Genomic DNA, 18207 nt, shown 5'->3' with positions numbered 1-18207 from the left:
AAGAATACCTTTGCATGCCAAATTTTCATGAGTAACAAGTGTAATTGTTTGATTGGAAAAATGTTAAACCTTTAAGGCATGAGAAAAATTATTTTATTAATTACGTTAGTTTGCTTTTATGTAACCAATGTAATGTCGCAACGAGAAGTATGTGAGACGCCAGAAGAGTCTTTAGTAGATTTAAATAGTATAACAAAATGTACTATTGCTCCAAAAGACAAAAAAAATAAAGGAACAAGACAAATCTCTGTAAAAGTATCTGCCAATAGAAGGTATTTAAAAAAGAGAGAAATTTCGAAAAAGAAAGTAGTTTCAAATGCTACAAATTTGTCAGGAGCAGGAACGGCAGCAATAAAAAGTACAACTTCGCAAACAGAGTTAAGTAAACCTTTAACTTTTAAAAGTAACCTTGAAAACTTAACAAGTAAATTATCAGCAGAAGAAGTACGAAAAGCAGAAAAGTTCTCTACTGTAGACAAAATACCTCTGTTTACTGCATGTAAAAAAGCAAAAAAGAACGAAAGGTTAGATTGCTTTAATATGGAAATGGTAAAACACATTCAAAAACATTTTAGATATCCTAGTCAAGCAGTAAAAGAATCTATACAAGGAGAAGTTTGGGTGCGTTTTATTATTGATAAAAATGGTCAGGTTAAGAATATTAAAACTTTAGGACCTAAAAATGGAGAATTATTAAATAATGAAGCTGTTCGAGTGGTATCTCAATTGCCACAATTTATTCCAGCAAAAAAATCAGGAGGAGAAACATCTGTAAAATATGGTTTCCCAATCATGTTCGCTCTTGATGAATAACATAAGTAACTCAATATAAAAATAATTAAAATAAACAATATGTTTAAAAAACTACTAACCATGTTTTTGGTAATTTGTGGTGTGTCAATATATGCGCAAACTACAATAAACGGAAAGGTTTACGATGAATATTTAGAGCCGTTTTCCAATGCAGTAGTGCTAATAGGAAGTGATAGAACTACTTCGAGTTCTGATGGAACTTTCATATTAGCTACAAAATCAAATTACCCTTTTATAATTCAAGTTTCAGCTTTCGGTTACAAAACAGAATTAATTGAAGTAACTTCTAAAGAGCAAGAAATAAATATAATTTTAAAAGAAAATACAGCATTAGATGAAGTTGTAATCTCTGCATCTCGATCTCCAGAACGAGTTATTGAATCGCCAGTAACTATTGAAAGAATAGGTATAAATGATATAAAAAAGAATACTTCTGTAACCTATTATGATGGAATGGCAAACTTAAAAGGAATAGACCTTAGAGAAAGTGGTTATGGTTTCAAGTCAATTAATACAAGAGGTTTTTCTTCATTTGAAAATACACGTTTTGTACAGTTGGTTGATGGAATGGATACTGCGGTTCCAGCATTAACTTTCTCTATGGGGAATTTAGCAGGTACGTCTGATTTAGATGTAGAAAGCGTTGAAGTCTTACCAGGTGCAGCATCTGCTTTATATGGAGCAAATGCATTTAATGGAATTATGCTTCTTAAAAGCAAGAACCCGTTTAAACATTCAGGAATTAGCACTTATTTTAAAACAGGATTCACATCACAAGATGCGGCAGGAAATAATCCTTTTTATGATTTTGGTATTCGTATGGCCTATAAATTTAATGAGAAGATAGCAGGTAAGGTTAATTTAACCTATTATAAGTCAGAAGAATGGCATGCGAATAATACAGGGAACTCTACAGGAATAGGTGGAGTTGCTATTGGTGGAGATAGAACTTTACCTGGATATGATGGTATAAACGTGTATGGAGACGAAGTAGGAGCTACTTTAAAACAAATTGCAACTGAGGCAAGTAAAACAAACCCTTTAATTACCCCGACAATCATAAACAGTTTACCTGATGAAAAAATAACAAGAACAGGTTATGATGAATCAAGTTTAGTAGATTATGACTCAAATGGTTTAAAGTTTGATGCTTCTTTGCATTACCGTCCTTGGGAGAATGAAAATTTAGAAATTATTTGGAATTCAAGATTTGCAAGAGGAAAAAATATTTATCAAGGAGCTAATAGATATGTTCAAGATGGATTTTCGTTTGAGCAACATAGATTAGAGTTCTTAGGAAAGAACTTTTTCTTAAGAGGATACTATTCAGCAAATGATTCAGGAGACTATTTTGATTCTCGTTTTAAAGCAATTAATATTAACAGGGCTTGGAAGAGTGATAAAGATTGGTTTGGAGATTACCTAAATGCTTATCTAACACAAGGAAGGAGCCATGGAAAAGCTAGAGACTTTGCTAATATAGGACGTTTTGAACCTGGTTCAGTAGAGTTTAATGCAGCGGCTAATGATGTAGCTTCTAAAACAGTTCCTGAAGGAGGAGCGAAATTAACAGACCAAACGTCATATTACCATGCAGATGGTAACTATAATTTCCGTGATATAATTAAGTTTGGTGAAATCCAAATTGGTGGTTCATATAGAAAAATTAATTTAAATTCTCAAGGTTCTGTTTTTACAGACGCAAATTCTAAAATTTCTTTTGATGAATTTGGTGTTTATACTCAGTTACAGAAGAAGTTTTTAGAAGAAAGACTGAAGTTTACAGGTTCGATTCGTTATGATAAATCGACAAACTTTAAAGGTAATTATTCTCCAAGGGTGTCTTTAAATTATGCCTTAGGTGAAAATAAAGATCATGTAATTAGAGCCTCTTATCAAACAGGATTTAGAAACCCAACATTACAAGAGCAGTACTTTGGACTTCCAATTGGTACAGGTCATTTAATAGGAGGAGTTGATGAAAACTTAGATCGTTACATTGTTAATATTGGAGGAGGTAATACCTTAACAGGTAGAGATGCTTTTGAAAATTCATTCTCAAGAGCTGAATTAGACAGAGGAAACCTTGTAAAATCTCAGTTAACCACAATCAAACCCGAGAAGGTAACTTCATATGAATTAGGGTATAGAAGTATTGTTAATTTAAGCTCCAATAAAATTTTAGAATTAGATGTAAATGGGTATTATAACAATTATGAATCTTTTACAGCAATTAAAGATGTTCTTGTTCCTCATTATGGAGGGTTTAATGCAGATGGAACTCCAAATGCTCAAGCTTTATTAGCGCTTCAAAATAATGATGTAACAGCTTTCTCAGTAAACACAAACTCTAAGGCAGATGTTACCTCGTATGGTGTAGGTGTAGGAATGTCAACTAAGGTTTTTAAAGGCTTTGATTTAGGTTTGAGCTATAACTATGCAAAATTTGATTTTGAAGAAACTTCTGATCCAGATTTTGAGCCGGCATTTAACACACCGGAACATAAGGTTAAAGTTCAATTTGGTCATCCAAATTTATTCAAAAACTTTGGGTTTAATATAAATGCCCGTTGGCAAGATGAATACTATTGGCAATCTTCTTTTTTACAGGGATTAGTAGATGCTAGAACAGTAATAGATGCTCAAATAAATTATACAGTACCAGCAATTAAATCAAGATTTAAAATAGGTGGTACAAACCTTACTGGTAAGGAGTATTTTATAGCTCCTGGGGCTGGAGCAATAGGTTCTTTATATTACATTTCTTGGACAATTAATGACTAGAAATAGTTTAAATTATAAAATAAAAAAGAGGCGTGAATTTGTTCACGTCTCTTTTTTATTTTATAGACTAAAGTTATTATTCATTTTCATAATCATTAATAATTCCTAGTCGTTTAGCGCGTTGTTCCCAGCTTTTTCTAGCTAAGCTTTGTAAATTAGCAACGTTATCACTCTCATCCATTATTTCATAACCTAAAAGAGTCTCTATAACATCTTCTTGGGTTACTAAACCGCTAACAGCTCCATATTCATCTACAACTAAAGCTAAATGTTCTCTTTGTTCAATTAGTTTTTCAAATAAATTAGGAATAGATAACTCTCTACTGGCTATTATAATTTCCCTTTTAATTGTTTTTAAAGGTTCATTTCCTTTATTATCAACCAAAGAAAGTAATAATTGGTCCTTTAGAACATATCCAGTTATGTTATCTGGATTTTCAGCATATACAGGTATTCTAGAAAAGCGTAAAGGCCTGTTTTCATTAAAAAAAGCTTCAATACTTTGGTTTTCATCAGCAGTAGTAAGTACTGTACGAGGTGTCATAATATGTTTAGCTTGAACTTCTTTAAAGTTAAGCATGTTTCTAATTACTTTACCTTCACTTTCATGAAAAACACCTTCTTGCTCAGCAATATCTGTCATTGCAGAAAAGTCTTCTCTACTTAAAACACTTTCTCCATGTGCTCCTTTACCAAATAGTTTAGTAAATAATTGAAGTATCCATATAATACCGGTGTATTTACAAAAGAAAATCAGCACATTTAAAGCTTTAGTTGTAAAGCCAGCTAATGACTTCCAGTAAGTAGCACCAATGGTTTTAGGAATAATTTCAGAGGCAACTAAAATCAAAATTGTCATTATAGCAGAAACGATAAAAACACCGTTTCCTTCATCACTAAATATTTTTTTTGCTTGAGCACCAACAAGTATAGCACCTACGGTATGAGCAATTGTGTTTACAGTTAAAATAGCAATAAGAGGTTTGTCTACATCTTTCTTTAATGTTTCAAGATCGTTTGCATAAGCTTTCTCTTCTTTCTTTTTAACATTTACAAAGGTAGGAGTTACACTTAATAGTACAGCTTCTAGTATGGAGCATAAAAAAGAGAAAAATATAGATAAGGTGGCGTAAACAATTAATAAAGTCATTTGTTAAAATTTTTAGGCTAAAATACGTAAAAAAGAAAACCTCAAGAACACGTTCTTGAGGTTTTACCTTGATGTTTTATTTTTTAGAAACCGTAATTTACTCCTAGACCAAACACTTCTCTAGTTTGGAACCCTTTGAAAGCATTGTCGTCATAAATAGCTTGCATAGAAAGGTTTGCAGAAAGATATTTATTAACTTTCATTACCACATTAACAGTGTAATCTATATCAACATTTTGAAAATCTTCTAAGTAGTTACTGTATAAGTTTAGTATATTTTCAACAGACACATTTTTCATAACGTCTAATTTATAGTAAGCATTAACCGCAGCACCTAGTTCATAACGAGTAGTCTCGTTTTGTTCTACTCCAAAAGCAGGTCCTAAGTCTGTTAGGTGTTTGTGTACATAAATTAGTTTAGAAGTTGCAGGAGCGATGTTTACTTTTAAATTGTCGTGTTTTTTCCATAACATACCTGGTCCAAATTGGAAGTAGGCAGGAGAAAAGAAATGAGATGTTTGCTCGCCAGAAACATATGTAGAAGACATTTGAGTCTTAAAGTTAAAAAAAGCAGAATAATACCAATACCCACTAGCTTTTTTACCTAATAAAGAGTTTAACTCTAAACGGTCATCTGTTTTTTGCATTGCTTCTCCTTTTAACTTTGTTAAACCATAAGAAGCAATTAGTTTATTATCCCAAGTCCAGTCACCTTTGGTGTAATTAAAATCATAATTTAACCCAATGGTACCAGAAATATTATTTGTTCCACCAGCTAACCAGTTATTAAAAGCGGACTGATTGAATAGAAAAGAGATGTTACCACTCCTTTTCCATCCTTCTTTAGGCTCTTCTTTTTTTTCTTCTTGAGCATTAGCTGTTAAAGCTCCAAATATAACAGCAATAGCTAATAATTTTTTCATTTTAATAGTTTTAAATTAAAGTGTATAAATGTTTAACATAGAAGTTAGACAATAATATTGTATTAAAAGTCACGTTTTATGAAAAATATAGTTTAAACCAAGTCCAAAAACTTCTTTAAACTGTACTCTGCTAGAGGCATCGTCATCAATAATAGCATGCAAACTGAGATTGGTAGATAGGTTTTTATTAATTTTAACAAAGAAGTTTAACTGATAATCAATATCTATATTTTGAGGTTTGTTTAAATAATCTGAATACACAGCAACTATGCTTTCCATAGTAACATCCTCCATTATTTCGCTTTTAAAATAGGCAGATAAGTTAAAACCTAAACTAAAGCTAGTATTTTTACCTTCATCTACACCATATTTTCCCGAAAATTCGTCAGAAACAAAAGTATAACGAGCAGTTGCGGGAGCTATGTTTATTCTAGCGTCATCATTCCGTTTCCATAACATACCAGGTCCAAAACTCCAATATGCTGGAGAAAAGAAGTCTGAAACCGCTACTTTAGGTTCTTGTTTATAATCATAACCTTTGGTATACTGTGTTTTAAAATTACTAAAAAAAGATAAAAACCATAATTTTGAAGTTTTAAATCCTAAAAGAGAATTGTATTCAAACTGATCTTCTGTTTTTCTTATACCTTGACCATCTATATAACTTAATCCATAGGCTGATATTATTTTATTATCCCAGTTCCATTTTTTCTTTTTGTAGTTAAAGTCATAACCAAGTGTCATATTTCCAGCAACGGTATTGTTACCACCTGCTGCCCAATTTGAAAAAGATGATTGATTAAAAAGAAAAGTGTATTTTCCAGTTACAGTCCATTTTTTTGGTGGGTTTTTCTTAACTAAAGGCTCTGCAAACACTCGCTTGTTAAATATGTAGAAAGCAAAACTAGTGTCTAAAGGGGAGTTTTGTAAACCTAAAGTTGAGATACTATCTTTTTTAGTTTCTTGTGAAACTAAAGAAAAGGAGTAACAAGAAATTAAGATTAAGAACAGCTTTTTCATTTGTGATTAAGTTGAGGAATTATACGAGTCTAATTATTTTTTCTCTTATAAAGTGGCACTGTTGAACAAGCCTCTCCAAACATAATGGTTTTAGCTACAGGTTTAATTTTTTCAATTAGTAAGGTGTATGCTGATGGTGGTATAGGTTTATTTGAGCATCCTTTAATTATTATAGGCTTGTCTTTATAATTAGAGATGTTAAGCTGTTGAATTATCTCTTGATATATTACAGTTTCTAGTAATATTAAGTCCCCAACAACAACCTTTTTAGCAAAAGGAGTAAGTTCAGTAGTTAGTAAAATATAAGCCCACGAAGGAATAATAGCGTCAGTAGAACAAGTTAAAGAAACATAACTATCTAGATATTGAGACCAGTCATGGTTTTTTACAGTCTCTCTAAAATCTTTTTCACGAAGAATTAATTCTTCAAATAACCAATCCTTAATATCAAATATTACACGTTTACCCTCAGGGTAAAAATCTTCAAGGTCTATTGTAGTAAGCTTACTATTAGCAACTCTATTTATAATTTCTTCTGCCATATTTTTTAGTTGAAAAGGTTAAAGTTGTATTAACTGCTCTATAACATTCCTAATTCTAATTTAGCTTCTTCACTCATCATATCTTGAGTCCAAGTAGGATCGAAGGTGATTTCTACCTCACAATTGTTAATCTCTTTTAAAGTTTTTACTTTTTCTTCTACTTCAACAGGTAAAGTTTCTGCAACAGGACAGTTAGGAGAAGTTAATGTCATTAATATTTTGGCATCATTTTCTTCTGATATAAAAACATCATAAATTAAACCTAACTCATATATGTCAACAGGTATTTCTGGGTCATATATGGTTTTTAATACACGTACAATTTTATCTCCTAATTCTTCTAATTTGTCTTCAGTCATAATTCTAAACTTCTTTTAATTCGCTAATTTGCTTTGCTGTGCAATTGCGTACATTTTAATTTGTTTTACCATGGATACTAAACCATTAGCACGTGTAGGGCTTAAATGTTCTTTCAGGCCAATCTCATCAATAAAATCAGTATCGGCGTCTAAAATAGCCTTAGGTGTTTGGTTAGAAAATACCCTCAATAATAAAGCCACAATTCCTTTTGTTAAAATAGCATCACTATCGGCAGTAAACTCAATAGTATCACCTTTTAATTCAGAATGTAACCATACTTTCGATTGGCATCCTTTAATTAGGTTTTCATCCAACTTGTAAGTTTCACTTATTAAAGGTAGCGATTTTCCTAGCTCTATAATGTACTCATAACGCTCCATCCAGTCTTCAAACATAGAAAACTCGTCAATAATTTCTTCTTGTATTTCTTTGATAGTCATTTTTTAAAACTATTTTTGCAAAGTCAAAAAGACCGTTTTTAATTAAAGACGCAAAATTACGACAAAAAAGGCAGTTGACATGAGAGTTTAAGCCTTAATGAGTATAATTAGTAAAAATTTAAGTCTTAGTAATTTATAAAGACTTAATGAAACAAATACATTTCTTCAGTTGAAGAAATATTAAGTAGAGTTATGAGTAAATTATTAGCAGTAGGAACAGTAGCATTTGACGCTATAGAAACACCATTTGGAAAAACTGATAAAATCTTAGGAGGATCAGGAACATTTGTAGGATTAGCAGCTTCACAATTTGGAGTGCAAACAGGAGTTGTTTCTGTAGTTGGAGGAGATTTTCCACAATCATACTTAGATATGATGAACGATAAAGGAATTAATACTGATGGAGTGGAAATCGTAAAAGAAGGAAAAACTTTCTTTTGGAGTGGAAAGTATCATAATGATATGAATTCTCGTGATACTTTAGTAACTGAACTAAATGTATTAGAACATTTTCAACCAGTGGTTCCAGAATCGTTTAAAGATGCACCAATTGTAATGTTAGGTAATTTACACCCATTAACACAAGCATCGGTATTAGATCAAATGAATGAAAGACCTAAGTTAGTAGTGTTAGATACTATGAACTTTTGGATGGATATAGCATTAAACGATTTGCATGAAGTATTAAAGCGTGTAGATGTTATTACAATTAACGACGAGGAAGCACGTCAGTTAAGTGGAGAATATTCTTTGGTAAATGCAGCAAAGAAAATTCATGAAATGGGGCCAAAATACGTGGTAATTAAAAAAGGGGAACATGGAGCTTTATTATTCAATGAAGGAAATATGTTCTTTGCACCAGCATTGCCATTAGCAGAGGTATTCGACCCAACCGGAGCTGGAGATACTTTTGCAGGAGGCTTCTGCGGATATTTAGCTAAAACCGAAGATATTTCATTCGAAAATATGAAGAATGCAATTATATATGGATCTAACTTAGCATCGTTCTGTGTTGAAAAATTCGGAACACAGCGTATGGAGGCATTAACTAGCGAAGAGGTACAAGCGCGTTTAAAAGCGTTTAAAGAATTAACACAATTTGATATAGCATTATCATAAACTATAAATCCGCGCTTTTTGCTGCGGATTTTTTTATACAACACACAAAACTACAACACAACTAAATACTTGAAATTAAATGAGTGACGCTATTAAACACGAATGCGGAATTGCAATGGTTCGTTTAAAGAAGCCATTACAATACTATAAAGACAAATACGGTACCGCGTTTTATGGTGTAAATAAAATGTACCTGTTAATGGAGAAACAGCACAACCGGGGGCAAGACGGTGCTGGATTAGCAAGTATAAAATTTAATGTAGAGCCTGGAACAAGATATATAAGCAGAATCCGTTCCAACCAATCACAACCAATCCAGGATATCTTTGGGAAAATTAATCATAGAATCAATGGAGTTTTTGAAGAGAATCCAGATAAGGTTGATGATGTGAAATGGCAAGAAGAAAATGTGCCTTACATTGGAAACTTATTTTTAGGGCACGTTCGCTACGGTACTTTTGGTAAAAACTCTATAGAGAGTGTACATCCTTTTTTACGCCAAAGCAACTGGAAACATCAAAGCTTAATTGTTGCTGGTAATTTTAATATGACTAATTCTAAACATTTGTTAAATGATTTAATTGAATTAGGTCAACACCCTAAAGAGTCTACTGATACTGTAACAATTTTAGAAAAAATAGGACACTTTCTGCAGTCGGAAGTTTCAGATTTATATTTGAAAGCTAAAGAAGAAGGATTTAATAAAAAGGATGCTTCTCCTTACATAGAAGATAACCTAGATATTCAACGAATTTTAAAACGTTCGGCTAAAAACTGGGATGGTGGATATGCTATGGCAGGTATGCTGGGGCATGGAGATGCGTTTGTGTTGAGAGACCCATCAGCTATTCGTCCAGCTTTTTTTTATGAAGACGATGAAGTAGTTGTGGTTGCTTCTGAACGTCCAGTTATTCAAACAGTTTTTAACGTTGATATAGAGTCAATAAAAGAGGTTGAAAGAGGACATGCGTTAATAATCAAAAAGAATGGAGAGACAACAATGTCGCCAATTTTAGAACAGCGTCCCAAAAAAGCATGTTCATTTGAGCGTATTTATTTTTCAAGAGGAAGTGATGCATCAATTTATGAAGAACGTAAAAACTTAGGGAAATATGTGTTTCCTGAAGTTTTAAAATCTATTGATAGTGATATAGAAAATTCAGTGTTTTCTTACATACCAAATACGGCAGAAACATCATTTTTTGGAATGATGGAAGCTGCTGAAGATGTATTAAATCAGCAAAAGACTGATGCAATTTTAGCGGGTGAAGGAAAGCTTTCAAAAGAAAGAGTAATTGAAATTCTTTCTAAAAGACCACGTTTTGAAAAAATAGCGATTAAAGATGCTAAACTACGTACTTTTATTACAGATGATAGTAGTCGTGATGATTTAGTTGCGCATGTTTATGATGTTACTTACGGAGTTGTAAAACCAACAGATAATTTAGTAATTATTGATGATAGTATCGTAAGAGGTACTACCTTGAAGAAAAGTATTATTAAGATCTTGGACCGATTGAATCCTAAGAAAATAGTAGTAGTTTCTTCTGCGCCTCAAATACGTTATCCAGATTGTTATGGTATTGATATGGCTAAGATTAACGATTTTATTGCTTTTAAAGCTGCGTTGGAATTGTTAAAAGAAACAAATCAGTATCATATTGTTGATGAAGTGTATCAAAAATGTAAGCAACAAGAAAACAGTGAAGATAAAGATGTGATAAACTACGTTAAGGAAATTTATGCACCTTTTACAGATGAAGAAGTTTCTGCAAAGATTGCACAAATGTTAAAAACTACAGAGATAAAAGCTGATGTTGAGGTGATTTTTCAGCCAGTAAGTGGTTTACATAAAGCTTGTCCAGACAATTTAGGAGATTGGTATTTTACTGGAGATTATCCTACTGATGGAGGTCATAGGGTGGTAAATCAGGCATTTATCAATTTTTATGAAGGAAATGATAAGAGGGCTTATTAATAATTAATTAGCCAGTAAATAAAAAAGAGTAATCGTTTGTTCGATTACTCTTTTTTTATGTGGTAAAATATGTTTAATTACATAGGTACTACAATGGCGCCAGAGAATTTTTCTCGGATTTCATTTAAAGCCCTATCAGCATGTAAGCGCGTTTTATAATTCCCTACTTGTATTTTCCAGTTAGGTTCTTCGTATGTTAGTTTGGTGTAAACATCAGGGTATTCAACTTTAAACCTATTGCGTATGCTTCTAGCGCGTCTTTCAAGTCCATAATATAGTTGGATTCTGTAACCGTTTCCATTGCTCTTGTTATAGGTTCTTTTCTTTTCTATCAGTGAAATAATGTGCTTGTTGTCAGTAAGTTTTTCTTGAGCATTAGCTTTGAGTGCAAAAGCAGTAACAAGAAATATAAAAGTAATAATTAAGCTATGTTTTTTCATTTTGATGAATCTTTTTACAAAAGTAATGACTTGTGAGTTAATACATTGTTAACGCTAGTTATTTAGAATTGTTATAAATTATAGATTAGGATTCTCTTAACATTTCACAATTTAGACAGAAGTAGTACTTTTGTGCAACTTTCTGTGTGCTAATTTTAAAATTAGTGTAACAGAAAAAATTGTACCAAAATAGATACAAAACTTATATTTTTATAGTATGAAAAGTGTGAATCATCACAGTAGATTAACTAAAACTCTAGCAAAGAGTTTAGCTTTCTTTTTAGTTTTCTTAGTAAGTTTTTCGGCGTTTTCACAAGATATTGATGAGGCGCGTCAAAAAGAAGGGAAAAAATTGTTTAAATCTCTTTGTGCATCTTGTCATAAGTTAGATAAGAAGCTGGTTGGTCCTGCTTTGGCTGGGATTGAAGAGAGAAGAACCAATGAATGGTTGAAAGCATGGATAAAAGATAATGCTGCTTTAAGAGCTTCAGGAGATAAAGAAGCAATTGCGATTTTTGAAGAGTATAATGGTTCTAATATGACTGCTTTTCCGCAGTTATCGGATCAAAACATTGATGATATCCTTTACTATACCACGGTTGGTGAGTTAAAGAAGACTCCAGCAGCAGGAGCTGATATTGAAGGAGTTGGATCTCAAGGTGATCAGGCACCAAAATGGTTGATATATATATTGGCTGCAGCTATTGTTGTGGCATTCTTAATTATTGGTAGTTTGTTAAAAACTATTAGTGAATTAAAAGGCGCTCCAAAAACTCCAGGTTTAATGGGGCAAACTGCTGAGTTGTGGCAAGGAATTAAACAGAATACTTTCTTAAAAGTGTTAACCGTTATTTTTGGAGCTTTAATTGCTGCTTATTTCTTGTTTGGAACTTTGTTTAAAGTTGGTGTTGATGAGGGGTATCAGCCAATTCAGCCAATAGCTTTTTCACATAAAATTCACGCAGGAGATAATAAGATAGATTGTCAATACTGTCACTCTGCAGCAAAACATAGTAAGCATTCGGGTATACCATCTGTAAATGTTTGTATGAATTGTCATAAGAATATTTCTGAAGTAGCAGACGATACAAAAGTTGTAATGGATGATCATACATTAGTAAAAGCTGATTTAGATAAAGAAATCGCTAAGATTTATGAAGCAGCTGGTTGGGATGCAGAAAAATTAGAATATACTGGAAATACTAAGCCGGTTAAATGGGTGAGAGTTCATAACTTGCCAGATTTCGCATATTTTAACCATTCACAACACGTAACTGTAGGAGGAATTGCATGTCAAAAATGTCATGGTCCAGTAGAGGAAATGGAAGAAGTATATCAATATTCGCCATTAACAATGGGTTGGTGTATTGACTGTCATAAGGAAACTAAGGTTGACTTAAAAGGTAATGAGTACTATGCTAAAATTCATGAAGAACTAGCTAAGAAGTACGGTGTTGAGCAAGTAACTATTGCTCAATTAGGAGGAAAAGAGTGTGGTAAATGCCACTATTAATCAATTTAGAAAGTAGAAAAACACATATATAAATGGCTTCAAACAAAAAATACTGGCAAAGTGTTGAAGAACTAAAGGGTAGTTCTATTGTTGAAACGCTACGTAATAATGAGTTTGTACAAGATATTCCTACAGATGAATTTTTAGGCGACAAAGATACCTTAGAAACATCATCAACTTCACGTAGAGACTTCTTGAAATATGTTGGATTTACCACTGCAGCAGCTTCTTTAGCAGCTTGTGAAGGTCCAGTAAGAAAATCAATTCCTTATGTAGTGCAACCTAATGATATCGTAGTAGGCGTTGCTGATTGGTACGCAACTACAATTGCAGACGGTTTTGATTTCGCAAACGTATTAGTAAAAACACGCGAAGGACGTCCAATTCAAATCATGCCAAATAAAGAGGCAGGAGGTGTAACTAGCGCACGTACTCAAGCGTCAGTTTTATCATTATACGATGAAAAATTACGTTTAAAAGAACCAAGAAAAGGAAAAACTCAAATATCTTGGGCAGATGCAGATAAAGAAATTATCGCAAAATTAAACGAATTAAAGAATGCTAATGAACCAGTAGTATTATTAACAGGAACTTTAGCGAGTCCTTCTACTGAAAAAGTAATAGCAGATTTTATTACAGCTTACCCAAATGTTAAGCATGTGGTATATGACGCAATTTCTGAAAGTGCAACTGCTGATGCTTTTGAAGCCATGTATGGTAAAAGAGCATTGCCAGATTACGATTTTAGTAAGGCGGAAGTTATCGCGTCCATAGGGGCAGATTTTATTGGTGATTGGCAAGGGGGATACGAAAAGTCTTATGCAGAAGGACGTAGAGTAGAAACTGGTAAAATGTCATACCATGTTCAAATAGAAGCTAACATGTCTTTAGCGGGAGCAAATGCCGATAAAAGAATTGTAGCCAAACCATCTGAGCAAGTTTTCGCTTTAATAAACTTATACAACCAAATAACAGGAAATAGCCTTCCTTCAAAAGCAACAACTTTTGATGTAGAGGTAAAGCAATTAGCTAAAGACCTTAAAAAAGCAGGTTCAAAAGGGGTTGTTGTTACAGGTTTAAATGATAAAAACGCACAATTAATTGCATTAGCAATCAATAAAGCGTTAAATAGTGAGGTAATAGATACTGAGGCGGTGAATTTAAAGCGTCAAGGTAACGATACCCAAGTAGCTCAATTGATAGCAGACGTTAAAGGAGGTAAAGTAAAAGGTTTAATTACTTATAATGTAAATCCTTTATACACTTTAGCAAATGCAGTTGATTTAGCAGAAGGAATTAAAAATTTAAAATTATCTATAGCTCTATCTACTCAAGATGATGCTACAGCTAATGCTACACAATATACATTGCCAGCACCTCATAACTTAGAAAGTTGGGGAGATGTTATGGCGAAGCAAGGTGTTTATAGTTTAATGCAACCAACTATACAGCCACTATTTAACACACGTCAAATACAAGACGTTTTGTTAAAATGGTCTGGAAGTACAGTGAACTATTACGATACTTTAAAAGAATTTTGGAGTACAAATGTATTAGGAGGGGCTTCATGGAATCAAGCATTACATGATGGGTTCTTTAAAGTTGAAAAAGTTACTGTAGAAGAAGAAATAGCTTTTGAATCTACAGCAGATGTAAATGCAGCAGCAGCGCAATTAGTGAAAAATGCTAATAATGCTTCAGGATTCGAATTAAACTTATATTCATCAACAGCGTTAGGAGACGGTAAACAAGCAAATAACCCTTGGTTACAAGAATTACCTGACCCTATTACAAGAGCTTCTTGGGATAACTACCTAACCATTTCTATCTCAGATGCAAAAGAATTAGGTTTTGAAAACCCAGTAAAAGATAATGGTGCTATTGATGGTAATTATGCTAACGTAACAGTAAATGGCATAACAATAAATAAAGTACCAGTACTTATACAACCAGGTCAAGCAAAAGGATCAGTAGGTTTAGCATTAGGATACGGTAGAACTCAAGGATTAAAATCAGAAATGCAAGTAGGTGTCAATGCCTATCCATTCTACCAAAATGGAAACAATGTTCAGTATAATGTTTCTATTGAAAGAACTTCAGGATGGCACAAGTTTGCTTGTATGCAAGTACAAAGTACTTTAGCAGGTCGTCACGATATATTAAAAGAAGCTTCATTAAAAGAAGTAAACGATAAAAAATTAGATCCTAAGCATACTTGGAATAAGCCATTCATGGTCTCTTATGATCATCAAGAAGTTGAAGGAAGTAAAATTGACTTATGGGAAGAGCATGACAGAAGTTTAGGACACCACTTTAACTTATCTATCGACTTAACATCTTGTACAGGTTGTGGAGCATGTGTTATTGCATGTCACGCAGAAAACAACGTACCAGTTGTTGGTAAAGATGAAATGAGAGTTGGTAGAGATATGGCTTGGTTACGTATTGATCGTTATTATTCTTCTACTGTGGAAGATAAGCAACATAAGGCTAAAATGACATTGGAGGAGTTCAAAGCTCAAAATCCAAACATAGCTAACCAAGAAATTGAAAGACGTTATACTGAAAAAGTATTAGAGCTAAGCAAAGGAGATTTATTTGATGCTTTAGAAAACCCAGCAGAAAATCCACAGGTTGCTTTCCAACCAATGATGTGTCAGCACTGTAACCACGCACCATGTGAAACAGTATGTCCGGTAGCAGCAACATCTCACGGTCGTCAAGGTCAAAACCAAATGGCATATAACCGTTGTGTAGGTACTCGTTACTGTGCAAATAACTGTCCATATAGAGTTCGTCGTTTCAACTGGTTTAATTATGCTGAAAACAACGAGTTTGATTTTAACATGAATAACGAGTACGGTAAAATGGTGTTAAACCCAGACGTAGTAGTTCGTTCTCGTGGTGTAATGGAAAAGTGTTCTATGTGTATTCAAATGACACAAGCTACTATCTTAAAGGCTAAGAAAGAAGGTAGAGCTGTTAAAAAAGACGAGTTTGAAACAGCATGTTCAGCAGCATGTTCTACTGGTTCTATGGTGTTTGGAGATATAAACAACACTGAAGATACAGTTACAGCATTAAAAGAAGATAAAAGAGCTTTTCACGTTTTAGATTATATTGGTACAAAACCAAACGTAGTGTATCAAGTGAAAGTAAGAAATACAAACGAAGCTTAATAGTAAAATTAATAAGTATATAGATTTATGTCGTCTCATTACGAATCATCTTATAGAGAACCTTTAATACTTGGTGACAAGAGTTACCATGATATTACTGAAGATATTGCTAGACCTATTGAAGGGAAAGCAAATAAAAATTGGTATATAGCATTCTATATCTCTTTAGCAGCAATGTTATGGGGATTTGGATGTATCTTTTACACCGTAGGAACAGGTATTGGTGTATGGGGATTAAGTAAAAACATCGGTTGGGCATGGGATATTACCAACTTCGTATGGTGGGTAGGTATTGGTCACGCAGGAACACTTATTTCTGCAGTACTTTTATTATTCCGTCAAAAATGGAGAATGGCAATTAACCGTTCTGCAGAAGCGATGACAATCTTTGCGGTATTCCAAGCAGGATTGTTCCCGATCATTCACATGGGACGTCCATGGAACGGATACTGGGTATTACCAATTCCTAACCAATTTGGATCATTATGGGTTAACTTTAACTCGCCATTATTATGGGATGTATTCGCAATTTCTACGTATTTATCGGTATCATTAGTTTTCTGGTGGACTGGTTTATTACCTGATTTTGCAACGATTCGTGATAGAGCTGTAAAACCTTTCCAAAAGAAAATTTATGCATTATTATCTTTCGGGTGGTCAGGTAGAGCAAAAGACTGGCAACGTTTTGAAGAAGTGTCGTTAGTATTAGCAGGTTTAGCAACTCCATTAGTACTTTCTGTACACACAATCGTATCGATGGACTTCGCAACTTCTATTAACCCAGGATGGCACTCAACAATTTTCCCTCCTTATTTCGTAGCAGGGGCGATCTTCTCTGGATTTGCAATGGTACAAACCTTATTAGGTATTATGCGTAAGGTTACAAATATGGAAGCATATATTACACGTTTACACGTAGAGTATATGAACATCGTAATCATTTTAACAGGAGGTATCGTAGCAGTAGCTTATGCAACAGAGTTCTTTATTGCATGGTATACAGGTTCTCCTTACGAAAACTACACATACTTATCATTTGGAGCAGAAGCAGGAGCTTACGGATGGGCATTTTGGTCGTTATTAATTTGTAACATTTTCACACCACAGTTATTATGGATCAAAAAAATTAGAAGAAGTTTTATTTGGTCTTTTATTATCTCGATAGTAATTAACATCGGTATGTGGTTTGAGCGTTTTGATATTATTGCAATTGTATTAAGTAAAGGACAGTTACCATCTACATGGTGGCGTTTTGAACCAACGTTCGTAGACGTAGGTATCTTTATAGGAACTATCGGATTCTTCTTTGTATTATTCTTATTATATGCAAGAACTTTCCCAGTAATCCCTACAGCAGAGATTAAGACTATTTTGAAATCATCAGGTGAGAATTTTAAAAAATCAAGAGAAGAGAACAATGAGCACTAATAAAGTAATTCACGCATTATATAATGATGATGATATCTTAATGGATGCCGTTAAGAAAGTAAAAGCAGAAAATCATCATATTGAAGAAGTATTTTGTCCTTTTCCAGTTCATGGATTAGACAAAGCAATGGGATTAGCACCAACACGTTTAGCAATTACCGCTTTTTTATATGGTATTACAGGCTTATCAGTAGCAGTTTGGTTAACATGGTATACTATGATTGCTGATTGGCCTCAAGATATTGGGGGAAAACCAAACTTTTCATGGGCTACCAATATGCCAGCTTTTGTTCCAATATTATTTGAATTAACAGTGTTTTTTGCAGCACACTTAATGGTAATTACTTTTTATATGAGAAGTAAGATATGGCCATTTAAAGAAGCTGAAAACCCTGATCCAAGAACTACAGATGATCACTTTTTAATGGAGATTCCTGTTAATGGGAGTGAAGAAGAGTTGGTGTCATTATTAGAGAAAACTGGAGCTGTAGAAATTAACGTAGTAGAAACGCACTAAT

General features: G+C 33.3%; 15 protein-coding genes. 8 read left to right on the top strand and 7 right to left on the bottom strand.

Annotation, left to right across the window (positions count from 1 at the left end):
- The first annotated feature begins 78 nt into the window (after positions 1–78).
- Together NH341_RS00670 and NH341_RS00665 are read left to right on the top strand one after the other, a co-directional pair.
- Positions 79–813: an energy transducer TonB gene (locus NH341_RS00670; protein WP_053056633.1), complete on the top strand. Its 735-nt coding sequence runs from the start codon at positions 79–81 to the stop codon at positions 811–813.
- 39 nt (positions 814–852) lie between these two features.
- Positions 853–3597: a TonB-dependent receptor domain-containing protein gene (locus NH341_RS00665; RefSeq protein WP_253055441.1), complete on the top strand. Its 2745-nt coding sequence runs from the start codon at positions 853–855 to the stop codon at positions 3595–3597.
- 76 nt (positions 3598–3673) lie between these two features.
- Here NH341_RS00665 and NH341_RS00660 read toward each other — a convergent pair whose 3' ends face one another.
- The 6 genes from NH341_RS00660 to NH341_RS00635 all read right to left on the bottom strand — a co-directional run bounded on the left by NH341_RS00660 (position 3674) and on the right by NH341_RS00635 (position 8032).
- Positions 3674–4747: a CNNM domain-containing protein gene (locus NH341_RS00660; protein ID WP_159610875.1), complete on the bottom strand. Its 1074-nt coding sequence runs from the start codon at positions 4745–4747 to the stop codon at positions 3674–3676.
- A gap of 83 nt (positions 4748–4830) precedes the next feature.
- Complete coding sequence (locus NH341_RS00655; RefSeq protein WP_159610877.1) at positions 4831–5670, bottom strand: DUF3078 domain-containing protein; 840 nt, start codon at positions 5668–5670, stop codon at positions 4831–4833.
- A 69-nt stretch (positions 5671–5739) separates the two neighbouring features.
- Positions 5740–6690, bottom strand: coding sequence for a DUF3078 domain-containing protein (locus tag NH341_RS00650; protein WP_082118601.1), 951 nt, complete (start codon positions 6688–6690; stop codon positions 5740–5742).
- Positions 6691–6719: 29 nt separating this feature from the next.
- The gene (locus tag NH341_RS00645) at positions 6720–7232 is read right to left on the bottom strand and encodes a DUF2480 family protein (protein WP_253055439.1); all 513 of its coding nucleotides are present in this window, start codon (positions 7230–7232) and stop codon (positions 6720–6722) included.
- A gap of 38 nt (positions 7233–7270) precedes the next feature.
- Positions 7271–7591 carry a DUF59 domain-containing protein gene (locus NH341_RS00640; RefSeq protein ID WP_047788293.1) on the bottom strand — a complete coding sequence of 107 codons (321 nt, stop codon included), beginning with the start codon at positions 7589–7591 and terminating at the stop codon, positions 7271–7273.
- A gap of 15 nt (positions 7592–7606) precedes the next feature.
- Positions 7607–8032 (bottom strand): SufE family protein, encoded by a 426-nt coding sequence (locus NH341_RS00635; protein ID WP_047788294.1) that lies wholly within the window; start codon positions 8030–8032, stop codon positions 7607–7609.
- Positions 8033–8224: 192 nt separating this feature from the next.
- Here NH341_RS00635 and NH341_RS00630 point away from each other — a divergent pair, with 192 nt between their 5' ends.
- Positions 8225–9151, top strand: a complete 927-nt coding sequence (locus tag NH341_RS00630; RefSeq protein ID WP_253055437.1) for a PfkB family carbohydrate kinase — start codon at positions 8225–8227, stop codon at positions 9149–9151.
- Positions 9152–9230: 79 nt separating this feature from the next.
- A complete protein-coding gene (locus NH341_RS00625; protein ID WP_159610883.1) occupies positions 9231–11129 on the top strand; it encodes an amidophosphoribosyltransferase in 1899 nt (632 codons plus the stop codon).
- A gap of 77 nt (positions 11130–11206) precedes the next feature.
- Here the strand turns inward: NH341_RS00625 and NH341_RS00620 are convergent, their stop codons facing one another.
- On the bottom strand, positions 11207–11569 hold the full coding sequence (locus tag NH341_RS00620; protein ID WP_159610885.1) for an SPOR domain-containing protein: 363 nt from the start codon (positions 11567–11569) through the stop codon (positions 11207–11209).
- A gap of 217 nt (positions 11570–11786) precedes the next feature.
- Here NH341_RS00620 and NH341_RS00615 point away from each other — a divergent pair, with 217 nt between their 5' ends.
- The 4 genes from NH341_RS00615 to NH341_RS00600 are packed head-to-tail and all read left to right on the top strand — an operon-like array spanning position 11787 to position 18206.
- Positions 11787–13082, top strand: coding sequence for a c-type cytochrome (locus NH341_RS00615; protein WP_047788298.1), 1296 nt, complete (start codon positions 11787–11789; stop codon positions 13080–13082).
- Positions 13083–13114: 32 nt separating this feature from the next.
- Entirely contained in the window at positions 13115–16261 is a 3147-nt protein-coding gene (locus NH341_RS00610) for a TAT-variant-translocated molybdopterin oxidoreductase (protein WP_159610887.1), read from the top strand.
- 27 nt (positions 16262–16288) lie between these two features.
- Positions 16289–17689, top strand: a complete 1401-nt coding sequence (gene nrfD, locus NH341_RS00605; protein ID WP_028891351.1) for an NrfD/PsrC family molybdoenzyme membrane anchor subunit — start codon at positions 16289–16291, stop codon at positions 17687–17689.
- Entirely contained in the window at positions 17679–18206 is a 528-nt protein-coding gene (locus NH341_RS00600) for a DUF3341 domain-containing protein (protein ID WP_253055434.1), read from the top strand. Before nrfD ends, NH341_RS00600 begins: the two co-directional genes overlap by 11 nt.
- The last annotated feature ends 1 nt before the right edge of the window (position 18207 follow it).

It is taken from the genome of Tenacibaculum sp. XPcli2-G (assembly GCF_024124505.1).
GTDB classification, from domain to species: Bacteria; Bacteroidota; Bacteroidia; order Flavobacteriales; family Flavobacteriaceae; genus Polaribacter; species Polaribacter mesophilus.
This window is presented reverse-complemented; position numbering and strand designations above follow the sequence as displayed.